General features: G+C 69.3%; 19 protein-coding genes and 1 tRNA gene. 6 read left to right on the top strand and 14 right to left on the bottom strand.

Annotation, left to right across the window (positions count from 1 at the left end; genetic code table 11):
• The first annotated feature begins 39 nt into the window (after positions 1-39).
• On the top strand, positions 40-888 hold the full coding sequence (locus K1X13_RS11730; RefSeq protein ID WP_221025231.1) for a F510_1955 family glycosylhydrolase: 849 nt from the start codon (positions 40-42) through the stop codon (positions 886-888).
• Between the two features lie 63 nt (positions 889-951).
• Here K1X13_RS11730 and K1X13_RS11725 read toward each other — a convergent pair whose 3' ends face one another.
• On the bottom strand, positions 952-2,214 hold the full coding sequence (locus K1X13_RS11725) for an MFS transporter (protein WP_372450697.1): 1,263 nt from the start codon (positions 2,212-2,214) through the stop codon (positions 952-954).
• 266 nt (positions 2,215-2,480) lie between these two features.
• Between K1X13_RS11725 and K1X13_RS19845 the strand changes: the two genes are divergently transcribed.
• The gene (locus K1X13_RS19845) at positions 2,481-2,774 is read left to right on the top strand and encodes a GNAT family N-acetyltransferase (RefSeq protein ID WP_221025229.1); all 294 of its coding nucleotides are present in this window, start codon (positions 2,481-2,483) and stop codon (positions 2,772-2,774) included.
• Here the strand turns inward: K1X13_RS19845 and K1X13_RS11715 are convergent.
• Positions 2,662-3,432: a DedA family protein gene (locus K1X13_RS11715; RefSeq protein ID WP_221025228.1), complete on the bottom strand. Its 771-nt coding sequence runs from the start codon at positions 3,430-3,432 to the stop codon at positions 2,662-2,664. The genes K1X13_RS19845 and K1X13_RS11715 overlap by 113 nt on opposite strands.
• 227 nt (positions 3,433-3,659) lie before the next feature.
• On the opposite strand from K1X13_RS11715, the gene K1X13_RS11710 reads away from it, so the two are divergent.
• Genes K1X13_RS11710 through K1X13_RS11700 form a run of 3 tightly spaced genes read left to right on the top strand, consistent with a single transcriptional unit; the run spans position 3,660 to position 6,119 of the window.
• Complete coding sequence (locus K1X13_RS11710) at positions 3,660-4,139, top strand: DUF2231 domain-containing protein (RefSeq protein WP_221025227.1); 480 nt, start codon at positions 3,660-3,662, stop codon at positions 4,137-4,139.
• Between the two features lie 4 nt (positions 4,140-4,143).
• The gene (locus tag K1X13_RS11705) at positions 4,144-4,809 is read left to right on the top strand and encodes a response regulator transcription factor (protein WP_221025226.1); all 666 of its coding nucleotides are present in this window, start codon (positions 4,144-4,146) and stop codon (positions 4,807-4,809) included.
• On the top strand, positions 4,806-6,119 hold the full coding sequence (locus K1X13_RS11700) for a HAMP domain-containing sensor histidine kinase (protein ID WP_221025225.1): 1,314 nt from the start codon (positions 4,806-4,808) through the stop codon (positions 6,117-6,119). The genes K1X13_RS11705 and K1X13_RS11700 overlap by 4 nt, the downstream gene beginning before the upstream one ends.
• 114 nt (positions 6,120-6,233) lie before the next feature.
• Here the strand turns inward: K1X13_RS11700 and K1X13_RS11695 are convergent, their stop codons facing one another.
• From K1X13_RS11695 to K1X13_RS11660, 8 genes are all read right to left on the bottom strand, one after another.
• Positions 6,234-6,974, bottom strand: a complete 741-nt coding sequence (locus K1X13_RS11695; protein ID WP_221025224.1) for an ATP-grasp domain-containing protein — start codon at positions 6,972-6,974, stop codon at positions 6,234-6,236.
• A gap of 343 nt (positions 6,975-7,317) precedes the next feature.
• Positions 7,318-7,539 (bottom strand): hypothetical protein, encoded by a 222-nt coding sequence (locus K1X13_RS11690; protein WP_221025223.1) that lies wholly within the window; start codon positions 7,537-7,539, stop codon positions 7,318-7,320.
• Positions 7,539-8,207, bottom strand: coding sequence for a sigma-70 family RNA polymerase sigma factor (locus K1X13_RS11685; protein ID WP_221025222.1), 669 nt, complete (start codon positions 8,205-8,207; stop codon positions 7,539-7,541). Before K1X13_RS11685 ends, K1X13_RS11690 begins: the two co-directional genes overlap by 1 nt.
• A gap of 84 nt (positions 8,208-8,291) precedes the next feature.
• Positions 8,292-8,690, bottom strand: a complete 399-nt coding sequence (locus K1X13_RS11680) for a nuclear transport factor 2-like protein (protein ID WP_221025221.1) — start codon at positions 8,688-8,690, stop codon at positions 8,292-8,294.
• Between the two features lie 83 nt (positions 8,691-8,773).
• Complete coding sequence (locus tag K1X13_RS11675; RefSeq protein WP_221025220.1) at positions 8,774-9,544, bottom strand: DUF427 domain-containing protein; 771 nt, start codon at positions 9,542-9,544, stop codon at positions 8,774-8,776.
• Between the two features lie 414 nt (positions 9,545-9,958).
• Positions 9,959-11,599, bottom strand: a complete 1,641-nt coding sequence (locus tag K1X13_RS11670) for a phytoene desaturase family protein (protein ID WP_221025219.1) — start codon at positions 11,597-11,599, stop codon at positions 9,959-9,961.
• A gap of 4 nt (positions 11,600-11,603) precedes the next feature.
• Entirely contained in the window at positions 11,604-12,896 is a 1,293-nt protein-coding gene (locus K1X13_RS19700; RefSeq protein WP_221025218.1) for a phytoene desaturase family protein, read from the bottom strand.
• An 86-nt stretch (positions 12,897-12,982) separates the two neighbouring features.
• A complete protein-coding gene (locus K1X13_RS11660) occupies positions 12,983-13,267 on the bottom strand; it encodes an NAD(P)-binding protein (protein WP_221025217.1) in 285 nt (94 codons plus the stop codon).
• Between the two features lie 994 nt (positions 13,268-14,261).
• Here K1X13_RS11660 and K1X13_RS11655 point away from each other — a divergent pair.
• Positions 14,262-17,168: an AfsR/SARP family transcriptional regulator gene (locus K1X13_RS11655; RefSeq protein ID WP_221025216.1), complete on the top strand. Its 2,907-nt coding sequence runs from the start codon at positions 14,262-14,264 to the stop codon at positions 17,166-17,168.
• A 223-nt stretch (positions 17,169-17,391) separates the two neighbouring features.
• Here the strand turns inward: K1X13_RS11655 and K1X13_RS11650 are convergent.
• From K1X13_RS11650 to K1X13_RS11635, 4 genes are all read right to left on the bottom strand, one after another.
• A tRNA-Met gene (locus tag K1X13_RS11650) sits at positions 17,392-17,465 on the bottom strand.
• A 73-nt stretch (positions 17,466-17,538) separates the two neighbouring features.
• Positions 17,539-20,637 (bottom strand): UPF0182 family membrane protein, encoded by a 3,099-nt coding sequence (locus K1X13_RS11645; protein ID WP_221025215.1) that lies wholly within the window; start codon positions 20,635-20,637, stop codon positions 17,539-17,541.
• Between the two features lie 40 nt (positions 20,638-20,677).
• Complete coding sequence (locus K1X13_RS11640) at positions 20,678-21,322, bottom strand: PPA1309 family protein (RefSeq protein ID WP_308249523.1); 645 nt, start codon at positions 21,320-21,322, stop codon at positions 20,678-20,680.
• On the bottom strand, positions 21,319-22,374 hold the full coding sequence (locus K1X13_RS11635) for a YlbL family protein (RefSeq protein WP_221025214.1): 1,056 nt from the start codon (positions 22,372-22,374) through the stop codon (positions 21,319-21,321). The genes K1X13_RS11640 and K1X13_RS11635 overlap by 4 nt, the downstream gene beginning before the upstream one ends.
• Position 22,375 lies beyond the last annotated feature (1 nt).

Genomic DNA, 22,375 nt, shown 5'->3' with positions numbered 1-22,375 from the left:
CTCCCCTCCATCGACCACACCTGAGAGCCCCCATTGCACATGTCCCCCGCTCGTCGCTCCACCACCGTCGCGCTCCTCACGTCCGCGCTGCTGACTCTCCTTGCCGCGTGCGGAGCCGACGACCCGGGGACCGCCACCGGGGCGACGCTGGGGCACGTGCACGGACTCGGCACCGACCCCGCCGACGACACCCTCTACGCCGCGACACACTTCGGTGTCTTCGACCTCGGCGAGGCGGGCGCAGGCCCGGTGGAACGGGTCGCCGACCGGTGGCAGGACACCATGGCGTTCACCGTCGTCGGCCCGAACCACTTCCTGGCCAGCGGTCACCCCGACCAGCGCGAGGACCTTCCCGTCCACCTCGGCCTGATCGAGTCCACCGACGCCGCGCGCACCTGGGAGCCGGTGTCGCTCCTCGGCGAAGCCGACTTCCACGCCCTGGAAGCCGCCGGCGACCGCGTGTACGGGTACGACGCCGTCAGCAGCCGACTGATGGTCACCGAAGACCGCGAGGAATGGCGCACCCTCGCCCAGGTTCCTGCCGCCGACCTCGCCGCGGACCCCCGCGACCCCGCCCGGGTGCTCGCCAGCACCGCCGATGGAGTCATCACCTACCGGACCGAAGGCGGGCCGGGGCGCCCCCTCGACGGGACGCCACCCCTGATGCTGCTCGACTGGCCGACGGAGGACCTCCTGGTCGGTGCCACCGGCGAGGGGGTGGTCTACCGCAGCCGCGACAGCGGTGACAGCTGGCAGCGCAGCGACGGCCCACCCGGCGACCTGCAGGCCCTCGAAGTCACTCCCCGCGGCTGGTACGTCGCCACCAGCGCCGGCCTGTTCCGCTCCTCCGACGACGGACGCACCTGGCGGCCCCTCTCAGCCGGGTGACCGCTCCCGAGAATCAGTTCGCACGCGCGCTCCTCGGTGGGCGCACACGACGACCGACCCACGTCAGCGGATCGGGCCAGGTGTGGGATCGGGCACCGGCTCGTCGGTGGCGATGAGCGAGGGCGGCCCGACCGCGATGCCCTCCTCGGGCTCGGGGCTGGAGGCGCGTGCGTCGGCCAGCACGTCGGCAGGGACGTGCTGCTCGAGGAACCGCCGCGCCAGCCGGGTCGACGGGTGCACCGCGATCGTGGCCACCACGATGATGCCGGCGATCAGCAGCCAGCCGGCGGCGCCCCAGTTCATGGCGAGGAAGGTGTACAGCGCCGGCGCCCAGACGCGGCCGAGGGTGCCGCTCAGCTCGGCGGCCCCCTGGTAGGCACCCCGTTGCCGGGGGTCCATCAGCTCGGCCTCGAACGACCAGCTGGCCGCCGACAGGTAGAGCTCGGCCCCGGTCACGGTGACGTGGCCGAGCCACACCAACGCGATCGTGACCCAGCCGACGGTGTCGTGAGTCGCCAGCGTGATCAGGCAGGAGAGGACGAAGAAGGTGGACGACACCCGTACGGCCTTCAGCGCGGTCGGCACGTCCTCGACGCCGCGGGCCGCTGCCATCGGCAGGAAGATGCACATCACCGTGTTGGTCCCGAACAGGAGGGCCAGCAGCACCCGCGGGGCGTCGGTCTCCTCCACCAGCCACAGCGGGATCACGATGTTGAGCAGCACCTGGTTGGTCCAGAAGACCCCGCCGAAGAAAGTCGTCAGCAGCCAGCCGGGGTTGCGCAGCGGTCCGGGCCCGGCGACCTTCACCTTGCGGTCTTCCGGAGTGCGGTCATCGTGGGAGGCGCGTGGCAGCCGCGTGATAGCGGCGGCGTTGACCAGGAAGATCACGGTGGTCAACCAGGGCAGTGCGTGGAGCACGTCGTTGGAGTCGAACGCCAACGCGATCCCCCCGACCAGCGAGCCGAGGGTGAAGCCGACGTTGAGCGCGGAGTACATGTAGGCGCGTGACCGCACCCGCTCGTCGGGCGGCAGAACGTCGATCGTGTACGCGCCGTGCGCGGCGCCGCCGAGGGCACCGATGACCTCCATGCCGACGGCCATGGCGACGTAGCCCTTGAAGTCCGTGATGAAGGGCCACACCGCGAACATCGCCGCCTGCCCCGTCGCGCTGACGGCCCACATCTTCTTCGGCCCGAAGCGGTCGACCAGCTTGCCCATCGGCAGCGCCACCAGGAAGGCGGCGATGCCGGCGCAGGTCAGGCCGAGCCCGACCTGGGCGGCGGACAGCCCGACGATCTGGGTGAAGAACACCGCCGAGCCGGTCATGAAGGTGCCCTCACCGAGGGCGAAGAGGAGCGACTGGGCAGCGAGCCGTCCAGCCAGAGGTGACGGGGGGCGCGTTTGACGGAGGACGGCAGCGAACATCACCGGGAGATTGTCCGGTTCCAGACGACAGATGTCGCGCGATTTTTCGGGCGATTCGGCACAAGGAGGCTCCGACAGGGCGGGACCAGCGGCTCAGCGATGAGCTGGACACGTTCAACGCGGCCGCGACCCCGGACGTCCCCGCGCCCGAGGAGCTCACCGTCCGGATGGAGGAAGACGGAGAGCTGGTCGCCGGAGCTTCGGGCTGGACCTGGGGTCAGGCCGCTGGCATCGGCATGACCTGGGTCCGGGAGGACCAGAGAGGAACTGGCATCGGGGCGAGCCTTCTTGCGGCGTTCGAGAACGAGGCCAGGGAGCGAGGCTGCAGCCATGTGTTCGTCACGTCGTTCACCTTCCAGGCCCCGGGCTTCTACCAGCGCCTGGGCTACGAGGAGATCTTTCGGTGGGGGTCGGTTCCGACGCCGGGCCGGGATGACGTCCACCTGCGAAAGCAGCTCTGAGCGCCTCTTCCGCGCACGGATCCAGCCGCTGTTCGCTCGGACGTGGCTCACGGCGCGTTCGCCGATGCCCGCCGAGCACCGCGATCACGGTCGGCACGAGCGACAGGACGACGATCGAGAGTACGACGAGCTCGACGTGGGTCGCGACCAAGGGGACGCCACCGAGGAAGAAGCCGGCCAGCACAGTGGCCGCCGCCCAGGCGATACCCCCGGCCAGGTTGTAGAGGGTGAACCGACGACGCGGCATGGCGCCGACGCCCGCCACCACGGGCGTGAGGGTGCGCAGCACCGGGGTGAAGCGGGCGAGCATCACCGCCCGGGCGCCGTACCGCGCGACGAACGAGGCGGCCCGGTCCACGTGCTTGGGCGAAAGAAACCGGGACCCAGTCCGGCTGAACGCCCGCGGGCCGAAGCGTCGGCCGAGCAGGTAGCCGACCTGGTCTCCCGCGACCGCCGCCGCCGCGACCGCGGTCACGACCAACCAGACGGGCAGGTGGATCACCCCCGCGGCCACCAGGACCCCGGCGGTGAACAACAGTGAGTCGCCAGGAAGGAAGAACCCCAGGAGCAAACCACTCTCCACGAACACGATGCCCACGAGGAGCAGGACCGCGGCGCTGCCCCAGGCGTAGAGCAGGGGGATCAGGAGGAGGGTCATGCTGTGACACTAGGGGCGGCGACCTGCCGACAACCTGATCGTCAGTCCCCGGTCGACACCACCTCAACGGTCAACGTGGTAGACGTCGTAACCGGCAAGATCCGCAACCTCGTGGTAGCGAGCTTCGCGTTGTTGTCGTCGTCAGTGGGAAGCCGTATCGCTTCGGTCAGGTTGCTGGCAGGTAGGCCCGGGCAGGCTGCTCCGAACCCGCCCCAAGGAGCTTGCTCATGTTCGACCTGGTCAACGGTCTCCCGATCCACCCCCTCGTGGTGCATGCCGTCGTGGTGCTCCTCCCGCTCGCCTGCCTCGGGACGATCGCCCTCGTGGTGCGTCCCGCCTGGCGTCGCCCCTACGGCCTCCTGGTCGTCGCGGACGCCGCGCTGTCGGCCGTGCTGATCCCGGTCGCGACCTCCAGCGGCGAGGCCCTGGAGTCGCACGTCGGCGAGCCCGGCGCGCACGCCGAGCTCGGCGAACAGCTGCTGTGGTTCGCCCTTCCCCTGCTGGTCCTGTCCGCAGCGCTGGTGTGGCTGGACCGTCGCCCGGTGACTCGGCGCGGCGCGTCGAGCCCGCGGGTGGTGCAGGTCGTCGCCGTCCTCGCCCTCGTCGCCGCGGTTGCGGCGAGCGTGCAGGTCTACCGTGTCGGCGACTCGGGTGCGCGCGCCGCTTGGGCCGACCAGGTCACCGGATCGGCCCAGGGGGGAGAATGAGCCTGTGGCCAGGATCGGCATCTGCGAGGACGACCCGGCGATCCGGCGGGTCGTCCTGGAGGCCCTGCGCCTCACTGGCCATGAGGGCGTCGCGGCGCACACCGGCGGCGAGGCCGTGCGGATGTTCGGCCACGACGACTCCCTCGACGTGCTCGTCCTCGACATCGGCCTGCCCGACGCGGACGGGCGTGACGTGTGCCAGGCGCTGCGCAGCGGTGGCCAGACCGCGCCCGTCATCTTCTTGACCGCGCTCGACACCGTGCACGACAAGCTGGCCGGATTCAGCGCGGGCGCCGACGACTACCTCGCCAAGCCCTTCGACGTGAAGGAGCTCGTGGCCCGCATCGAGGTGCTGTCCCGCCGCGGCCGCACCGTCGTGCCCGACGCCCCGACCGACCTGGTGCTCGACCCGGCACGGCACTCGGTCTCGTGCCAGGGACGCGAGTCGATGCTGACCCCCACGGAGTTCCGGATGCTCGCCGCCATCACCTCACGACCCGGCGAGGTGGTACGCCGCCGGGCGGTCGTCGCAGCGGCGTGGCCGGACGGCGCGGCCGTCAGCGAGAACACCATCGACTCCTACATACGGCGGATCCGCGCCAAGCTGGAGGAGGTCGGCTCACCGCTCCACATCCAGACCGTGCGCGGCGTCGGGTTCACGTTGCGATGAGGCCGCATCTGCCGCGGTCGGCATCGTTCCGGACCCAGATCGTGCTCGGGACCGCCGCGCTGATGGCGGCGCTGATGATCGTCGTCGGCCTCGGTACCCAGCTGGTGCTCGAGCTGACCGCGCGCAGCGACATCCACCATGTCCTGGTCGCACGAGCCAACGCCGTGGCCGCGTCCGTGCGTGCCGCGTCGGACACGTCACTGATCGTGCCCGCGGCCGCGGTCGAACCGGGGGTGCAGGTCTTCGGCCCCGCTGGCACGGTGCTCGCAGGGTCCGTCGAGCAGCGAGCCGCCGACGATGCCCGCGAGCTGGCCCTGCGCGGCGAGACCTCCGAGGTGGACGCCGGCGGCGGCGTACGCCTCCGAGCCGTCCCGTTCACCACGTCCTCCGGTGACCGCGGAGTGGTGGTCGCGAGCGTGCTGACCACGCCGTACGAACGCTCGGAGCGCTACGCCTTGTTGGCCACTGTTGTCCTCGGCCTGATCGTGGTAGGCATGGCCGCGCTCCTCGCCCGCAGGGTCACCGACCAGGCGCTCGTGCCGGTGTCGCAGATGGCCACTCGCGCGGCGGACTGGAGCGAGCACGACCTCGCCCAGCGTTTTGACCTCGGTCCTCCCACCAACGAGCTGGCCGTTCTCGGAGAGACCCTCGACCACCTGCTCGAGCGAGTCGCCCGAGCGATCCGATCCGAGCAGCGCCTCACCTCCGAGCTGGCCCACGAGCTGCGCACCCCGCTGACCGCTATCCAGGGTTCGGCCGACCTCGCGCTGATGCGCGGGGTCGACGACCCGGAGCTCCGCCTGGAGCTGGAACAGATCGCCGCCTCGACCCGCACCATGGCCGCCACGATCGCGGCACTTCTCGACCTGGCCCGCGAGAACCCCGAGGGACTGGACCGCGACTCCTCCCTCGTCTCCGACCTGGTCGGTCCGCTGCGCGCGCTGGTTCCCGACCATCTCCGCTTCGTTGACACGACCGGCGATACCGGCACCGTCGCCCTCGCTACACCCGGTCCGCTCGCGCTACGGGCGCTCGCCCCGCTGATCGAGAACGCCTGCGCGCACGCCACCTCGGAGGTGAGCCTCAGCGCACGGCGCGAAGGCCACCAGGTCGCCCTCTCCGTCACCGACGACGGCGTCGGCATCGACGCCGCGCTCCAGGAACGTCTCTTCGAGCCCGGCGCCACCGCGGGTGCCGGCACCGGCCTTGGACTGGGGATCGCACGCCGGACCGCCCGCTCCCTCGGCGGTGACGTCGTCGTCGAGCCCGCCGAGAGGACCACGTTCACGGTGCGCCTCCCGGTGGCCTGACTGCGCCGTCACGCGTTCCAGTTCGGTGGCGAGCCCGTGACACGACCGCGGTGCGGCATCAACCGGAGCCAGGCGGGTCTGACGCCATCCGCGCGGTCACGCCGCGAGACCTCATCATGTGCCCGCCGCGGCGTAGGTGAGCAGGGTGTCCGCGATGGCTGTCGCGGCACCGGGCAGGCCGTTGCAGCTGGGAAAGGCGTTGACGTCGACCACCACGGGGCCGTCGACGCCTTCGACGACGTCGACACCATAGATCTGAAGCTGCAGTGCCCGACCGACGGCGACCGCGATCTCTCGTAGTTGAGCCGGCGGGTAGAACACAGTGCCGGGCCGACGCCGGGCCTGACTCCAAGGCTTGAGGAGTCCGCCGACCTTGGTCCCGATCACATACAGCTTGCGGTCGACGCCGGCGCTGGGCACCCAGTGCTGCACCAGATACGGGCCAGGCGCTGCGGGAGGCTGCATCGTGTCCGGGTCATCCCACCGCGCGACCCCATTGCCGTCACCGACGTCGAACTTGCTCACCTTCACCGCGACGGGGTGTCCCGCTGCCCAGGCCCGTGCCTGGTCGGCGTCGGGCACCGTCGTCGCATGCGGGACCGGGAGGCCCGCGTCCGCCAGCCGCTGCTGCACGGCGCCGCGGTCCATCGTCAGCAGCGTCGACCGTGCCGAGTTGCAGCACCTGAGGCCCTGCGCCTCCAGTTCGGCGACGGTCATGAGCGTCGAGCGCCGAACCCCCCGCAGCACAACGGCGTCGGCGTCGGCGAGGCGGTCCGGCAGCGGTGCGTCGACCCGACCGACATGCACCCGCACATCCGAACCCTCAGCCTTGAGGCGCGCGATGACGTCGGACATGACAGGTGATCGCTGCGGTGGCTTACCCAGCAACAGCCAGAGAAGGGGTGGCCTTGCCTGGTGGGACGGCGCCCAGGCCATCTTCCGCTCCCTCCCGCCAAGGCACCCCTGTCCATGTCCTGGCAGTCAAGCGCTGGCGGCGCCGACCGAACCGCATACACGGATGGGCACCATGAACGAGGCGGTGAGACCCGGCTCTGACCGACGATAACGTCCGCCCGCCCCTCACGCACCCGCGACCGAAGTGCCCTGCCCGTGGCAGACAGCCGCGGCGGCTGTTGCTGCACGTCGCGGACCGAGCAACCCGACGCTGCCGGCCACCTGGCAGAGCGGTGGCGGTTCGTCACTGCGATCCGCTGCGTACTGCGGCCAGGAGCCCCTCGAAATCCTCATTGCACGGACCGCAGGCACGCAGGTGCGCCGCGATCCCCGGGTACCGCTGCTCGACGGGCCCCCCAGCGGCGGACAGCTCCGCGTAGACGTGCAGCATCTCCAGCGCCTCGGCGCAGCCCACGTCGCGCGGGTCCGTCCGCAGGAAGTTGTCGAGCTCCGACCAGCCGTCCATCAGCGCCTCGATAACTCATCGGGTAGATACCCATGGGTGACAAGAGCGGCCCGCAGCTTACGCCGGGCGTCGAACAGGGTCTTGTAGATCGCGTTGCGGTTCGAAGCGAGCTCGATGACCAGAGTATCCAGCGGGACGTCGTTGAGCACGATCGCAACGAAGACCCGGCGCTGCCGCGGGGTCAGCTCCTCGTTCACCGCCCGCCGCAGCGCGGCCAGCAGATCCCGCCACTCCGCCTCCCGGGCGGGGTCGAACCCGAACCGGTCCGGCAGCCGATCCCAGTCTTCGGTGGCCAGCGGAACGGTGGGGTTTCGCCAGAAGTGCCGCCCGATCTTGGTCGACACGTTGAGGAGCACGAACTTGTACGCCCAGGTCGTGAACAGGCTCTCGCCACGGAACTGGCCGATCTTGCCGGTGATAGCAACCAGCGCGTCCGCAGCAGCCTGATAGGCCAGGTCATCGAGCTCCGGACCGGCGATCCGCAGCTGCGGGCCGCGACGCCGTACCTCTCCCAGCGCGATACGCACCAACATCTCATGCAGCCGTACCAGCGCCACCTCTCGCCCGGATCCGGTACCGGTAAGCAGCTGGACCCACTCCGCCGACTCGGGATCCAGCACGGCAGCGGCGCCCGGCCCCCTCGTCCCCCGGGAATCCGCCGGCGACATGCTCAGGAGGCTACTCGGATGCTCCCTCCGGTGCCATGCGGCGCAGACCGCATCGGGCACCTACCCGGACCCGGGCGGCTCGTCTCAGTCCTGCTCGAGGGCGTCGGCGGCCGGCCAGACGCCGTGCCGGGGCATGTCCAGGTGGGTCGCCAGCGTGCCCCTCCACGCTGGCGGCGTGAAAGGCTCACCCCAGTAGTCGGTCACGCGGATGGCCTCTTCGCCGCGCAGCTCGGCGATCGTGACGTTGCGGTACACCCGGCCGTCGCCGTAGTCGGTGCTCCACTCCACGAGGATGGTGTCCCCGCAGACGTGTCTCCTGCCCACGCCGAGCTTCAGTCCCACGAAGTGGGACTCCACTTCGTCAATGCGTGCCCTGCCATCGATGACCTCGCCGCTTTGGGGCCATTGGCGCACGGCGTCTTCCGCCAGCTTCACGCCGAGGATGCGCTCCAGGCGAGTCTGATGGGTGGAATCTGATGTCATTGTCTAGCCTCCTTCGATGCGCCCCCGAGCCGCTGCGCGGGGCGCGCGGCGGACGAACGCCGGAACCGCGGATCGAGCCCGCCTCACTTGCTGAACTTCGTGACCGGCCGCTCCTGCAGCTCGTCGTCGATGAACAGGTCGGCCCGCTCGTTGTAGAAGGCGACCAGCCCGGCGATCTTCTGACTCTCGGGCAGCGGTGTCCGGTAGGACCAGGCGACGTCCTCGACGAGGCGGTCACCGACACGGACCGACCAGTACTGGGCCTGGCCCTTGTAGGGGCAGTGCGTGGCCGTCTCCGTCGGCACGAGCAGGTCCATCCGCACGTCGGTCTTCGGGATGTACCAGCGCGGCGGGAGCCCGGTCTCGAACAAGACCCGGGAGTTGGTCGACTCGGCCGGGACCACACCAGCGAGCTCGACCCGCACGCGGCGCGACGTGGCCACGATGTCGACACGGGTGTAGGGATCGCGCGGGTGCGTGTAGACCTCCTCGTCCTCCTCGAACCAGCCGTCCATCGCGTCCCAGTCCAGCCGAATGAGGTCCCGAAGCTCCTCGATCGGGGAGTCGGGGAACCGCAGCGCCGCGTTCTCGGCGTTCTTGCCCCCTGCCTTGATCGTGAAGTGCTGCGCGTTGCCTCGGCTGGGCGAATGGGTGACGGTGGAGGTCTCGACCAGCAGGTCACTCCGCACGTCCACTATCGGGAAGTAGTAGGCCGGGTAGTACGGCACCTCCCAGACCAGGCGGGGGTGGATGGTGTCGGCCACCACGTCGCCTCCGAGATACGCCCGCACGCGCTTGGCGCCCTGCTCCACCCGGATCCGGCCGACGCGGGCGATGTTTTCCGTTGTTGCCATCTCCGTGCTTCTCCTCACGTGGCCTGGTGCCCTTCATGGATCCCGACCTTCCGGCCCCGACGAGGTCGATGGCCGTCGGAAACTGTCGCACCGACGCTCGTTAGTGTCCGCCCGCGCGCAGTTCTTACCTACCGTCGGGAGTTCGCTCGGCCCGGACCGTGGCTGCCGTCGCGAGCGCGGTCGTGAGGGAGCTCGACCGTCCTGGGCGACATTCGGGGCCGTGGGCGGTCGTGTCACAGGGAGAGCCGGCCGCGCGGCAGCGTCACAGCGAGAATCTCGCCGGCTTCTGTCACGGGTCTGGTCACGGGTGGCAAAGCGAGAGGCCCTCTTCCAACGGAAGAGGGCCTCTGACCTGCGGTTTCCGGTACAGCACGTCCGGTGTCTCACCCGTCTGATGCCCGTGTCTGCCCACAATCAGGCCACAGGTGTCGGAGCCTCACGTCGACGCTGCTCCGGAACGTGCACGCTGGGCCGCGGCGACGGCAGCAAGGAATCCGGGAGGTCGCCGGACGCGCGCGCTCGTTCGAGAAGTTCCGGCGTTGGCCACCACCGGGTGAACCCGAGGTCCTCGCATACAGCCGCTGCCGCGTGGTATCCGCCGGCCAGTGATCCGGGGATACCCGGATGTACCGAGCCGCCGCCGAGGTACAGCCTCGGCACGGGCGTCCGTGTGCGACTCATGGCACGGTGAGGGCGCAGCGCGAACGTCTGGTTCGCCGTGAGGGCGCCCTGACCTACGGAGCCGTTGCGAGTGGTGCCGAACCGCTGCTCGATGTCGGGGGGCCCGTCAGCGAAGGAGAACAGCAGCCGAGACTGGCCAAGGGCGGGCATCCCCTCCCGCAGCGAGTCCCACAGCTGCGAGCGGTGCTCGGTGCGTTTGCGTGCCCAGTCCGCCGCCTGCCCCGTACGCGGGAAGAGCGTCGAGAAGCGCAGCGTGTGCAATGGTCCGTACGGGCCCGCGGCCGCCTGCCTCGGATCGAAGCGCGTCGTGACGGTCAGGTGACCACACGGCGCAGACGTCTGTTGCCCGTTCCGAACCGCGGCAACGGCCTCGGCGACGTCAGAGTCCCCGGAGAACCCGAGAACCTGCAGAAAGGCGTCGCTGGCGTCACGGTCCGCGGACTCGGGCGCTGGTCCCTTGATCCCGAAGTGTCCTGTGAACGGGCCGGTCTCGTCGAAGCGCCACCCCTTGACCATGTCAGCGGTCTCCGCAGGCACGGCTTCGGCGGGCACCAGCTCCTCGAACGTCGTCACGAGATCGAGCGTTGAGACCACCGCTCGGGCGCGGAACTCCCGGCCGTCCCGGCACTTCACCCGAAGCCGATCTGCGTCCTGGTGGACGGAGACCACGTCGGCCACGAGTCGGTACTCCGCTCCGGCCGCAACCGAGGACCGGGAAAGGCCCAGAGCCAGTGACTTGCTACCACCCATGACCACGATGGGCCGAAGCTGCTGGAGGACCGCCCAGGCACCGAGCAGACCCAGTGGACCATCCGCAGCGAAGAAGCCCGAGACCGCACAGAGATACCGCACCAGCCCCCCGGCACGGTCGTCCCGTACTGAGGCGGCAAGCTGTTCAGGCGTCATGGCTGCGAGATCGAGGAGGCTTTGGCCTCCGGCAGCCGACACGGCCTCGGCTATGCCTTCCGGTTCGGCGGGCGGGCAGTAGAGGAGCGGGACCACGATGCGTTCTGCCGTTTGCAGGGCCTCGGCCACTCCATCTCCCAGCTCGCGGCCGCCCGCGCGCACCACGAACGGGCGCGTGCCGTCCGCAGGAAGGAAGGCCGCCGCCACCTCGGGCTCGATGAAGCGCACCCCCAGCTCAGTGAGCCCCAGGTCGGCGAAAGGCGGAGACGCAGCACCGATCGGAACGGTGGCCTGCGCGATGTTGTAGTGGAAGGGCGTCGAGTAGTCGTCAGTGGAGAGCGTCCCTCCGACTTCGAACCTCTTCTCGAGCACCAGTACCCGGGCGCCCGCGCGAGCCAGGTACGCCGCACAGGTCAGCCCGTTGGGTCCGGCTCCGAGGACGAGGACGTCGTACTCACCAGTGTCCACGTCACTACCTCCGTGCTGTTGCTGCGAGCTCCATGGGCTCCAGCAACTGTCCGATGTTGTCCAGGAACCACGCCACCGGCCGGGCGGACCACCACCGCTGGTTGCGCACACCCAGGTCCTCGGCCACCACCTGGGCTGCGTTGTATCCAGCGGCCATCCAGGTGAGGCCGAGTGGCCAGACGGAGTTCGACATGTACAGCGACCGCACCGGCATCCGGTAGGGCATACGGTCGAGGATCCACTGGTCCTCCGAGAAGTCGCCGCCCAGGACCTGGCCGAAGACGGCGGCCTGGTTGGTACGCCAGATGTCAACCGGAGTCCACTGGTAGGCGTCGATGACCCGCTCCGAGAAGCCCGGCGCGATTGAGTTCATCACCTCGTGTCTGCGGCGCAGCATCTCGTCGCGGATCGGCCCGTCCCAAGCCTCCGGACCGCCCTCCTTGCGCAGCGGGTACGGGATCGCTTCCTCGCCGCGGATCACGCGGTAGCCCTCCGGGGAGATGGCGTTGGGGTCTACCTGGCCGTAGTCGAGGATCTCGATCATGTTGCCGAATGCTGCCCAGGTGTCGTTGTTGATCATCGCGACGACATAGTCCTTGGCCGCCGACCACGAGTCGTACGCCCGATACATCAGGTGCGCCTTGTCCACCAGCGGATCGAAGTCGCTCGAGCCCCAGGGCATTCGTCCGTCGATCAGCCACGACGTCACCGTGGAGCCGCGCTCGTCCATGCGCCAGTGCTTCATCTTCGTGGCGAGCCTGGAGTCGACCGAGCGCATCGTTTCCTCGCCCAGCAGGTCCAAGGTTCCGCGTGCACCCACGTTCGAGATGACCGCGTGCCGGGCCTCGAACCTGGCTCCTGGGAACGCAGCTTCAGGCGACAGCACGACAGCGGTGGCCCGTCCGTCGCGCACCTCGATCCTATCGACCGGGCAGTTGGCAAGGATCGTGCCTCCGTGGTCCAGGAAGCAGCGGCTGACCGCGTCGACCAGGGCCTCGTTACCACCTATGCCGATGGCGGTGGTGTAGAAGAGACTCAACGCCACGGCGAAAGCACCTTGACCGCGGGAGAGGGGCGCACCTTGGAGGTGCAGCGCCACCGGGCAGAGAATCGTCTGACGAGCCTTGTCGGACTCGAAGGTCAGCTCCAGCAGCTCGTAGGCGGTCATGGAGGACAGGTCTTCCACGCTGCGTCCGAGCACGTAGCTGCACATCTTGAGGATCTCCTCGAACTTGCCGGTGTCCGGATGCGGACTGTAGAAGGCAAGCTCGTTCATCTCGACCATCTTCTCGAGCACCCTGCTCTGGATACCGAAGATCGTCTCGCCGTCCGCTGCGGAGTGCCGTGCGAAGCTTGCGGCGGTGAGGTTGGGGTCGTAACAGATCAGGCAGTTGGTGCCATCAGGGTGCGCCGTCCCGAGTACGACGGGGGTCGTCCGATCCGATACCCATAGTCGGCGACGAGGCCGAGGTCCACCAGCGCTGGAGAGTTACCAGAGAAGTTGATCGAGGCGTGCGGGCTGTCCAGGGTGCCCGGCCACGTCTCGTGGGTGGGGCAGAAGTTACCGCATTCCGGCCCGGCCTCGACGACGGCGACCTCGAGTCCCGCTTTCTGAAGGTAGGCGGCGGCCGGCAGCCCGCCAGAGATTCCCCCGCCGACGACGATCACGTCAAATTGCATAGCCAGTCCCTTCCATGCGTGACCGGCGGGACGGCTGCGGGTCGTCGTACGGCACCCCCGAGGGAGCGTCCGGACTGCAACGGGACGACAGATGGCGGAACGCCGCATCGGAACTCAGCACCGCGTCGCCGCTTTCTCGAGAGTCCACGCCGACGCGGGTGGGTTGTCAACAGGCCTGCCCCAAAGACGGGGATCGTCCTTCTCCGTGGCGGGAAACACTCGCGAAGGTCTGGACCTGCACGGACACGGTGCGGTGCCGCGGTCACCCGAACAGCGCCGCAATGATGGGCGACCCGCTACCAACGGAACTCTTGTCAAGCCCAAGGGCCGCCACGAGAACGACAGGCCACCACGGGTCTGGTCACGGTTTCGTCCCCCCATCCAGAACCCACGTCAGCGCGAGCGCTCCTGCAGCTCCACATGAACGTTTACACAGGCTGGCGGTCACGTTCCCCACGGACTTTGATGAGCGACACATGTGCCCTGGGCGTCTGCTTGACCGGTGCGACTGGCAACGCCAGCTCCGGCCGCGCTCCCAGGTTGCAGTACCAGCGATCCCCTCGCCCTCGCCCCTTGCTCCGCATCGCCGAGCATGACGCCGAGCGCAACGATGACTGCAAGCGCGATGACACCAACGAGACTCATCAGTGTCGCTCGCCGTAGGTAGTGGCGTCCGCGACCCAACTGGGTGGTTCCAGGATTCCTCAGTCTGTGACCCGATTGAGAAGTCTGTGTTCCTGAGCTGCGGCGGGGCCTTCGGCCAGGGTTCCCCTCGGCGGAGCTGAGCGCCGAGAGCAGCACGGTGGGAAGCTGAGGTGGATACGTCATCAAGGTCCTCCTTCCGGTGTGGGCCGGCGTCGCCGGCCTTGACGCAATCCACCCTCCTGGGCAGCTCTCGAGTGCGGCTCCAGTGTCACTTGAGCGACGTTCGAGGATCGGCGAGCGCGCGGCCGGGCTACCGTGGGTGGGCAGGAGGCGCGGTATGGCCGAAGACTCACTCGAGTTCCGAGTGCTCGGCCCGCTCGACGTTCGACGCGGCGGAAGGTCGGTGGCTCCTGCGGGAGTTCGCCGCCGCTCCCTGCTCGCCATGCTCCTGCTAGAGGCTGGCCAGCTAGTTCCTGTCGAGCGTCTCATCGACGGCATCTGGGGCTATCAACCACCGAGCACTGCGATCGGGCTTGTACACACCTACGTGTCGCTTTGGCGTCGTGTGCTCGGCGAGGGGGCAAGCCCGGACGAGCCAGAGCGGCTGGTGCGCGAGGGACACGGATACCGCCTCATCGTGCGAGCCCAAGAACTGGACGTTGCGACAGCCCGCGAGCTCACAGACCTGGGGAGAACCGCCCTCTCCGCGCGCGACAACGTGCGAGCTGCGGCCCTGCTCACCGATGCGCTGGGCCAATGGCGTGGCGCCCCCTTGGCGGACCTTGCCGGGGAGCCCTTTCACAGCTCCGCCGTCCACGGACTTCTCGACCTGCGACGCACGGTCCTGCTCGACTGGGCCACGGCCCTGGTGAATTGCGGTCGGGGGCACGAGGCGGTGGAGCCCCTGACATCTGCCCTCGACGGCGACCCACTCCAGGAGGAACTGGCCGAGGCGCTGGTCCGCACGCTCTGTCATGTCGGCCGCCCATCGGAGGCCCTCGACGTACTCGACCGCACACGGACGGCACTTGCCGATGCTCTCGGCGTGGACCCCGGGGAACGGCTCAGAGCTCTCCACCTGCAGGTTCTCCGCCAGGACCCCGCCCTGACTGCACCGGCCGACAGCAGAGTTGATGTCCCGTTGCCATTGGCCAGCGACAGCTTCGTGGGACGAGAAGCCGCCATGGCGGACCTCGCAAAGCTGCTGCACTCCCACCGACTCGTGACCCTGACCGGGCCGGGCGGGTCGGGAAAGACTCGACTGGCCGTCGAGTTGGCCGCGGACCAACGTGACTCGTTCGGCGGAGCCGTGCGTTTCGTAGACGCCTCACCGATCACCGAGGCAGGCGCCCTCCCGGCGCGTGTCGTAAGCGCCCTCGGTGCGAGGGTTCCCGGCGGCCAAACCGCCTGGCAGGTTCTCGTCTCAGCGACAGCCGATCACCCCCACCTGCTGATCCTCGACAACTGCGAGCAGATTGCCGGCGCGGCGAACCTCGTCACGGAGTTGCTGACCCTCTCCCCACAGCTCAGGTTTCTTGTCACGTCACGGGAGCCACTGCATGCACGGGGCGAGCAGCGCTATCCCGTCGGGGGCCTGGCCCTCCACACGCCGGGGCCACAGGGGCCCCAGGATGTCACCGAGGGCGCCGCGGCATACCCCCCAGCCGTGCGCTTGTTCGTCGACCGATCCGCCGCCATAGATCCCGGTCTCACGTACGCGGGCAACGACCTGGAAGACATTGCGGAGATCTGCCGACGCCTCGACGGCCTTCCGCTGGCGATCGAGCTTGCCGCGGGCTGGGCGGGTCTGCTGCCACCGCGGCAACTCCTGGTCGCCCTCAACGAGACGCTGGACGTCCTCACGACCGCCGACGGTGGCCGACCCGCCAGACAGCGGACCCTCCGCGCGACCATGGACTGGAGCTACTCGCTGCTGGACGAGCCTACGCAGCGGGTTTTTCGCGGCCTATCCGTCCTCCGAGGAGGCTTCACGGCACGAATCGCGGCCGCCGTCCTCGACGAGCCCTTGAACGGCCTCCTGCTTGTTCTTCGCAGTCTTCGAGACAAAGGACTGCTCGACCTCGACACTCGTGTAGGCAGCGACGCGGAGCGGCGATACCGGCTCCTGATGACGGTCCGCGAATACGCCCAGGAACGCTTGGTCGCCCAGAACGAGCAGTCGGAAGCGCTCGCGCGGCATGCAGACTTCTTCGTGTCGCTGGCCGATACCGGGGGCCGACAGCTGGGAGGACCGGGGCAGACCGCGGCCGCTGACAGGTTGGGAGCCCACCACGACGACATTGCTGCGGGCCTCCGCTGGATGGCCACCAATGCCGACGCCGACCGCGCCCTGGATGTCGCGGCCTCGTTGTGGCGCTCCTGGCACCTGCGATCACACCTCGACGAGGGACGGCGGTTCGTCCAAGAGCTCGTAGACATTGCGGGCCCGCGAGCCGCTACCCGCTCCCGCGCGCGGACTGACCTGTGCCTCGGCAACCTCACTTACTGGCAGACCCGGTACGAACAAGCGCTGGAGTACTACACGCGTGCAGCCGCGCACTTCCGAGAGCTCGACGACGCCGCAGGGCTCGCCGAGGCTACCTACGACCAGGGGTTTGCCTTGCACCTGGTTGGACGGACCGCTGAGGGCCAGGCCTGCTTGGAGGAAGCCCGGGAACGCTACCGGAGTCTCAAGGATGCCGTCGGGGAGGCGAACGCCGTTGCCGGACTGGCCTTCGGCCTGTGCAACCTCGGGCACCTCGATGAGGCCGCCGAGCTCGCGGAAGACAGCCTCACTGTCCTGCGCGAGCAAGCGGACTCCTTCTCGATCGCGAACACGGTGGGCCTGCTCGGCATGGTCCGCCGCGCCCAGGACGACCTCGAGCGAGCGGAACCGCTGCTGCGCGAGGCCCTGACTACCCACGCCGCCGCCAACCACTCGACGGGAGTCGTGTGGATGCTGCGAGGGTTCGCCGCACTCGCCCTCGCCCGTAACGAGCCTCGACGGGCTCTTCGACTCGCGGCGGCGGCCGACGTGCTCGACCCAGACCAGCAGGGCGGCTTCATCACCGGGGTCACCGAGCCAGATGTGCTGACCGCGGCCAGGCGCCTTCTGCCGGCAGCTGAGGTACAGCGTTTGTGGAAGGCCGGCCATTCGATATCGATGGACGAGGCCGTTCGGGAGGCACTCTCAGACGATCAACCTGCCCACTCCGGTCCACGTCGCGATCAGACGCTCTTGTGACCTAAACACGCAAGTCTTATATGGGCTGCCGCCACCGGATAATCGACCAGCGACCGCAGTCTCACGCCCCGTCCCCTGGCTCAGACCGTCGTGCGCGTCTCCACGTTTCTCATGCTCAGACGCCCGAATCGGGCTCGTTCTATCACGGATCTGGTCACAGGAGGCAAAGCAAGAGGCCCTCTTCCATTCGGAAGAGAGCCTCTGACCTGCTGTTTCTACTTTGTAGCGGGGGCAGGATTTGAACCTGCGACCTCTGGGTTATGAGCCCAGCGAGCTACCGAGCTGCTCCACCCCGCGTCGGTGAACCCAACGTTACGGGACGCTTGCCGTCCCCGCCAAATCGAGAGGCGGACTCACGCTGTGGCGCCGGTCACCCGCCCTGGCCGCCGCCTCCGGTCGCGCCACCCTGGGTCGAGTCACCGCCACCCCCGGTGGAGCCGCCACCCTCGGTCGAGCCACCGCCCCCTCCGGTGGAGCCGCCACCCCCGGTAGAGCCGCCGCCCGACGTACCTCCGTCGGTCGAACCCTGCGACTCGAGCTGGCCGGCCGCCCGCAGCGCCTGCTCCACGAGGTCCCGCGCGCGCTCCGAGGCGTCGGCGTACCCCTGCAGGTCCTTGTCCTGGAGGGCCTGCTCGGCTGCGGCGAAGGCCTCCTCGGCCTGCCGGAGCAGCGAGGTGACGTCTTCGGGCACGGATCCGCCGCCGGGCTGGTTGCCGGTCCCCCCACTCGGCGTCTCCTCCGGCTGGCTCAGGGATTCCTCGGAACCCGTCACGCCGAGCACGTCGTCGAGCGCCGCGGCCAGGGTTGGGCCGTAGCCGACGTCCTTGCCGAAGGAGACCAGCACGTAGCGCAGCACCGGGTAGGTGCCCTCACCGGACTGACGCAGGGTGTACAGCGGCTGCACGTAGAGCAGCCCGTTGCCCACCGGGAGCGTCAGCAGGTTGCCGTACACCGCCTTGGAGTTGGTCCGGGTGAACGCGAGCAGCGCGTTCTGGATCTCCTGGTCGGCGCCGAACTGGTTCGCGATCTGCGACGGTCCGGGGATCTGCGTGTTGCTCGGCAGCCGCAGGATCCGAATCGTGCCGTAACCCTCCTGCGAGGCGTCGGCGTCCACGGAGATGAACGACGCCAGGTTCTGCCGGCTCTGCGGCACGTAGACGCTGGTCAGAGAGAACACCGGCTCCGAGGCCTCACCACCCGGGGTCTTCACGGAGAGCCGGTACGGCGGCTGCGACTGTGCCTGCTTCGTCGGGTCCTCGGGCACCCGCCAGCGGTCCGAGCCCTCGTAGAACGTGCGCGGCTGCGTCACGTGGTACTCCGCGAGCAGGTTGCGCTGCACCTTGAACAGGTCCTCGGGGTAGCGCATGTGCTGGCGCAGGTCCTCGGGGATCGACTCCATCGGCCGCACCACGTCCGGGAACGCCGCCGACCAGGCCTTGAGGATCGGGTCCTCCTGGTCCCACTCGTAGAGGGTCACCGAGCCGTCGTACGCGTCGACGACCGCCTTGACCGAGTTGCGCATGTAGTTGATCTCGTCGGTCGGCAGCGTGGCGTAGGCGGTGCGCGGCTGCAGCGAGTCCGAGGTCATGTCCGACAGCGACCGCTTCTCCGCCATCGGGTAGCGGTCGGTGGTCGTGTAGGCGTCGAGGATCCACACCACCTTGCCGTCGACGACCGCCGGGTAGGAGTCCCCGTCGACGGTCAGCCACGGGGCTACCTTCTGCACCCGCAGCCGAGGCTCGCGGTCGTAGATGATCTTCGAGTTCTCGTTCACCCGGCTCGACAGCACGATGTTCGGCTCGCTGAACTTCACCGCGTAGAGCAGCTTGTTGAAGAAGCCGCCGACCGGCACGCCGGCCGCGCCGTCGTACGTGTTGGTGCTCGGCGCCGCGCCCGGGCCCGCACCCTCGGGGATGTCGAGCTCGACATCGCGCCCACCTTCGGACTTGCCGACGATCGAGTAGGTGGGGCTCTTCTCGCCGAAGTAGATCCGCGGCTGGTACCCGTCCGGGGTCAGCTCGCTCAGCTCACCGCGGGGCGGCAGGTCCTGCTCGGCCCACTCCGGCTCGCCGTCGTTGGTGGCCACGTCGCCCTGGGCGTTGCGCTGGTTGCCGAAGGCGGCCACCACACCGTAGCCGTGGGTGTACACGGTGTGCAGGTTGGCCCAGTTCACCTGCTCCTCGGACAGACCGCTCTGGTCGAGCTCGCGGGGCGCGACCACCATGTCGCGCAGCTCCCCCTCGACCGGGTAGCGGTCCACGTCGAGCACGTCGGGGACGCTGTAGTACCCGCGGACCTGCTGGAGCTGCTCGAAGGTGTCCGAGACCACCGAGGGGTCGATCAGCCGGATCCCGGGGATCGACTGGGCGTCGGCCTTGAGCTGGCCCGAGCTGAGCGTGGAGTTCGCGTTGTACGGCGTGGTCTCCACGTCGTCGATGTCGTACGCCGCCCGCGTCGCCTCGATGTTGCGGGCGATGTACGGCGCCTCCTTGTCCGGCTCGGACGGGGACACCTGGAACTGCTGCACCACGCCGGGCCACAGCACGCCGAGCAGGATCGCCGAGAGGGCGAGCAGCGCGAGGCCCACCGAGGGCAGCATCCAGGTGCGGCGGAAGACGTTGGCGACGAACAGCACCGCGCAGATCAGCGCGATGAAGGTGAGGATCTCCTTCGACGGCAGCACGGCGTGGTCGTCGGTGTAGGTGACCCCGGTGATCAGCCCGCCGGTGTCGGTGGTGACGTCGTACCGGTCCAGCCAGTAGTCGAAGGCCTTGAACAGCACGAACAGCCCGGCGAGGAGCGAGATCTGCACCTGCGCGGCGCCGGAGAACTTGTCGCGCTGCGCCTGGAGCCGGATCCCGCCGAACAGGTAGTGCACGACGCCGGCCACGAGCAGCCCGACGAAGGCCGCGGCCATCCCGAAGCCGACCAGGAAGTGCAGCCACGGCAGCTCGAAGACGTAGAAGCCGACGTCCTTCTTGAAGTACGGGTCGGTCGTGCCGAACGGGGTGGAGTTGCGCCAGAGCAGGAACTCACGCCACTTCCCCGCGCCAGCGGCCCCCGCGAACAGCGCGAAGACGCCCGCAACCCCGACCAGCAGCCAGCGCCGCAGCGGGTCCACGACCTCGCGGTAGCGGTCGAGGCTGGCCTGCTCGAGCGAGGCCGGACGGAACAGCGGCCGGAACCGGTAAGCCAGGAACAGGTTGACCGCCACGAAGGCGCCCATGAGCAGCCCGAAGATCACGAAGAGCAGGATCCGGGTGCCGAGCATCTTGGTGAACACCGACGAGTAGTCCACGCTACGGAACCACAGCCGGTCGGTCCAGATCCCGGTGAACACCGAGGTCAGGAAGAAGCCGGCCACCAGCACGAGAGCGGTGAACATGAGCGCGCGCGAGCGCGGCTGCGGGGCGGTCGCCGGTGCGGGGCGGGGCTTGGCCGGAGGTGGTTCGTCGAAGAAGCCGCTCACGATGTTCCTTTGTCGTTCGGTGCTGCCACGGGGTGCTGCTCTACTGCTCGAGTGTTCCGAGCAACAACTCTAGGAGAGCGGGGACCAGGTCGGGACTCTCCACGACGGACAGGTCGTCGTCGTGGGACTTCAGGCGCAGCGCACAGTACGTCGACCCGTCCCGGGTGGCCCCGGCGACGATCCGCACCTCCTGCCGCTCCGGGTGCGCCACCGCGAACTGCTCCGCGGCGGCCGGGTCCTGCGGGATCTGCTCGTCGGCGCCGGGCGGGAGCACGAACCGCTCCACGACCGCCGCGCAGCCGAAGACCTCCGCGGGCCACATGATCTGGCCGAGGGTCTGCTCCAGGGTCTGCTCGGCGGGCATCTGGTCCTGCTCCACCGGGGTCAGCGAGCCGGCCGCGGAGGACTCGTCGAGCCCCATCGCCGCGGCCAGGACCGGCTCGCGGGCGAGCAGGTCCGCCGTGGGCACGAGCGCGTAGAGCCGGGAGGGCTGGTCCCAGCCCGCCTCGGCGGCGTGCGCCTCGATCTCGCGCACGGCGGTCTGGAGCACCGGGTCGACCTCCGGGCTGTCCTCGCTGAGCATCGGCTCGCGCGGCGCAACCGGCACGGCTCCACCGTCCGTGCCGACGCCGTCCGGGCCGACGCCGTCGGGGCCGAGGCCGTCCGGCCCCGGGCCGGTGCTCACGAGCACCTCGGCAGGTCGGCGTTCTCATCCGCGGCGTAGGCCTCCAGGGCCTGCACCGCGCTGTGCATGGTGTCCGCGCGCACCAGCTCGATCTCCTCGTCGTCGACGCCCGCCGCCAGCGCGGCGGCGCAGTTGTCCGGCGGGACCAGGAAGATCTCGGCGCCCGAGTCGGCGGCGGCGACGATCTTCTGCTGGATCCCTCCAATGGGACCAACGGTTCCGTCCCCGGTGATGGTTCCCGTCCCCGCGATCGGGACTCCCCCGGTCAGCGCACCCGGCGTCAGCGTGTCGTAGACGGCGAGCGAGAAGATCAGGCCCGCGCTCGGGCCGCCGATGTCGTCGCTGATGTTGACCGAGACGTCGAACGGGAAGTCGTAGCCTCCCCCGACGGTGACCCCGACCAGGGCCTTCGTCGGGTCGTCCGGCGCGGCCTCCGGCTGCACCGTCACGCTCTTCGTGGCTCCGTCCCGGCGTACGACGAAGGTGGCGTCACCGCCCACCCCCGCCTTCTGGACCAGCTCGGTGACCGCGGTCGCGTCGCTGACCGGCGTGCCGTTGACCGACACGATCCGGTCCCGCGCCTCCAGCTTGCCCTCGGCCGGGCTGCCGTCGTTGACCGCGAACACCTCGGTGACCACCGGCAGCTCGAAGCCGAGCTCCTTGAGCGCCGCGGCGATCGCGGTGTCCTGCGAGGAGACCATCTGCACCGAGCTCTGCCGGCGCACCTCCTCGACGGACTCGTCGGGGGCGTAGACCACGTCGCGGGGGTAGACCGCGCGGGTCCGGTCGAACCAGGCGGCGAGCGCCTCGGCCAGGCTCAGCCCCTGGCTGGGCCCGGTGACCGAGACCGTGGTCAGCTCCAGCCGCCCGTCGGTGTCATAGCGACGGTGCCCCTCGACCTGGACGATCTCCTCGCCCTTGCTCTCGGCGAGGACGTCCACGGTGGGACCGGGGCTCATCGTCACGTACGGCACCGGGAGGAACGCAGCCACCGCGAACAGCATCACGAGCAGAACGCAGGCGATGATGCTCGACACGGTCCGGCGGGTCATG

Source organism: Nocardioides jiangsuensis (assembly GCF_019679455.1).
GTDB lineage: Bacteria > Actinomycetota > Actinomycetes > Propionibacteriales > Nocardioidaceae > Nocardioides_C > Nocardioides_C jiangsuensis.
This window is presented reverse-complemented; position numbering and strand designations above follow the sequence as displayed.

What these genes read in the sequence shown, in the direction of transcription:
- K1X13_RS11715 (WP_221025228.1), bottom strand. Translation starts at nt 3,432, where the DNA reads ATGACCCTCCTCCTGATCCCCCTGCTCTACGCCTGGGGCAGCGCCGCG.
- K1X13_RS19845 (WP_221025229.1), top strand. Translation starts at nt 2,481, where the DNA reads ATGGAGGAAGACGGAGAGCTGGTCGCCGGAGCTTCGGGCTGGACCTGG.
- K1X13_RS11710 (WP_221025227.1), top strand. Translation starts at nt 3,660, where the DNA reads ATGTTCGACCTGGTCAACGGTCTCCCGATCCACCCCCTCGTGGTGCAT.
- K1X13_RS11695 (WP_221025224.1), bottom strand. Translation starts at nt 6,974, where the DNA reads ATGTCCGACGTCATCGCGCGCCTCAAGGCTGAGGGTTCGGATGTGCGG.
- K1X13_RS11730 (WP_221025231.1), top strand. Translation starts at nt 40, where the DNA reads ATGTCCCCCGCTCGTCGCTCCACCACCGTCGCGCTCCTCACGTCCGCG.
- K1X13_RS11655 (WP_221025216.1), top strand. Translation starts at nt 14,262, where the DNA reads ATGGCCGAAGACTCACTCGAGTTCCGAGTGCTCGGCCCGCTCGACGTT.
- K1X13_RS11725 (WP_372450697.1), bottom strand. Translation starts at nt 2,214, where the DNA reads ATGACCGGCTCGGCGGTGTTCTTCACCCAGATCGTCGGGCTGTCCGCC.
- K1X13_RS11680 (WP_221025221.1), bottom strand. Translation starts at nt 8,690, where the DNA reads ATGACATCAGATTCCACCCATCAGACTCGCCTGGAGCGCATCCTCGGC.
- K1X13_RS11675 (WP_221025220.1), bottom strand. Translation starts at nt 9,544, where the DNA reads ATGGCAACAACGGAAAACATCGCCCGCGTCGGCCGGATCCGGGTGGAG.
- K1X13_RS11635 (WP_221025214.1), bottom strand. Translation starts at nt 22,374, where the DNA reads ATGACCCGCCGGACCGTGTCGAGCATCATCGCCTGCGTTCTGCTCGTG.
- K1X13_RS11690 (WP_221025223.1), bottom strand. Translation starts at nt 7,539, where the DNA reads ATGGACGGCTGGTCGGAGCTCGACAACTTCCTGCGGACGGACCCGCGC.
- K1X13_RS11685 (WP_221025222.1), bottom strand. Translation starts at nt 8,207, where the DNA reads ATGTCGCCGGCGGATTCCCGGGGGACGAGGGGGCCGGGCGCCGCTGCC.
- K1X13_RS11700 (WP_221025225.1), top strand. Translation starts at nt 4,806, where the DNA reads ATGAGGCCGCATCTGCCGCGGTCGGCATCGTTCCGGACCCAGATCGTG.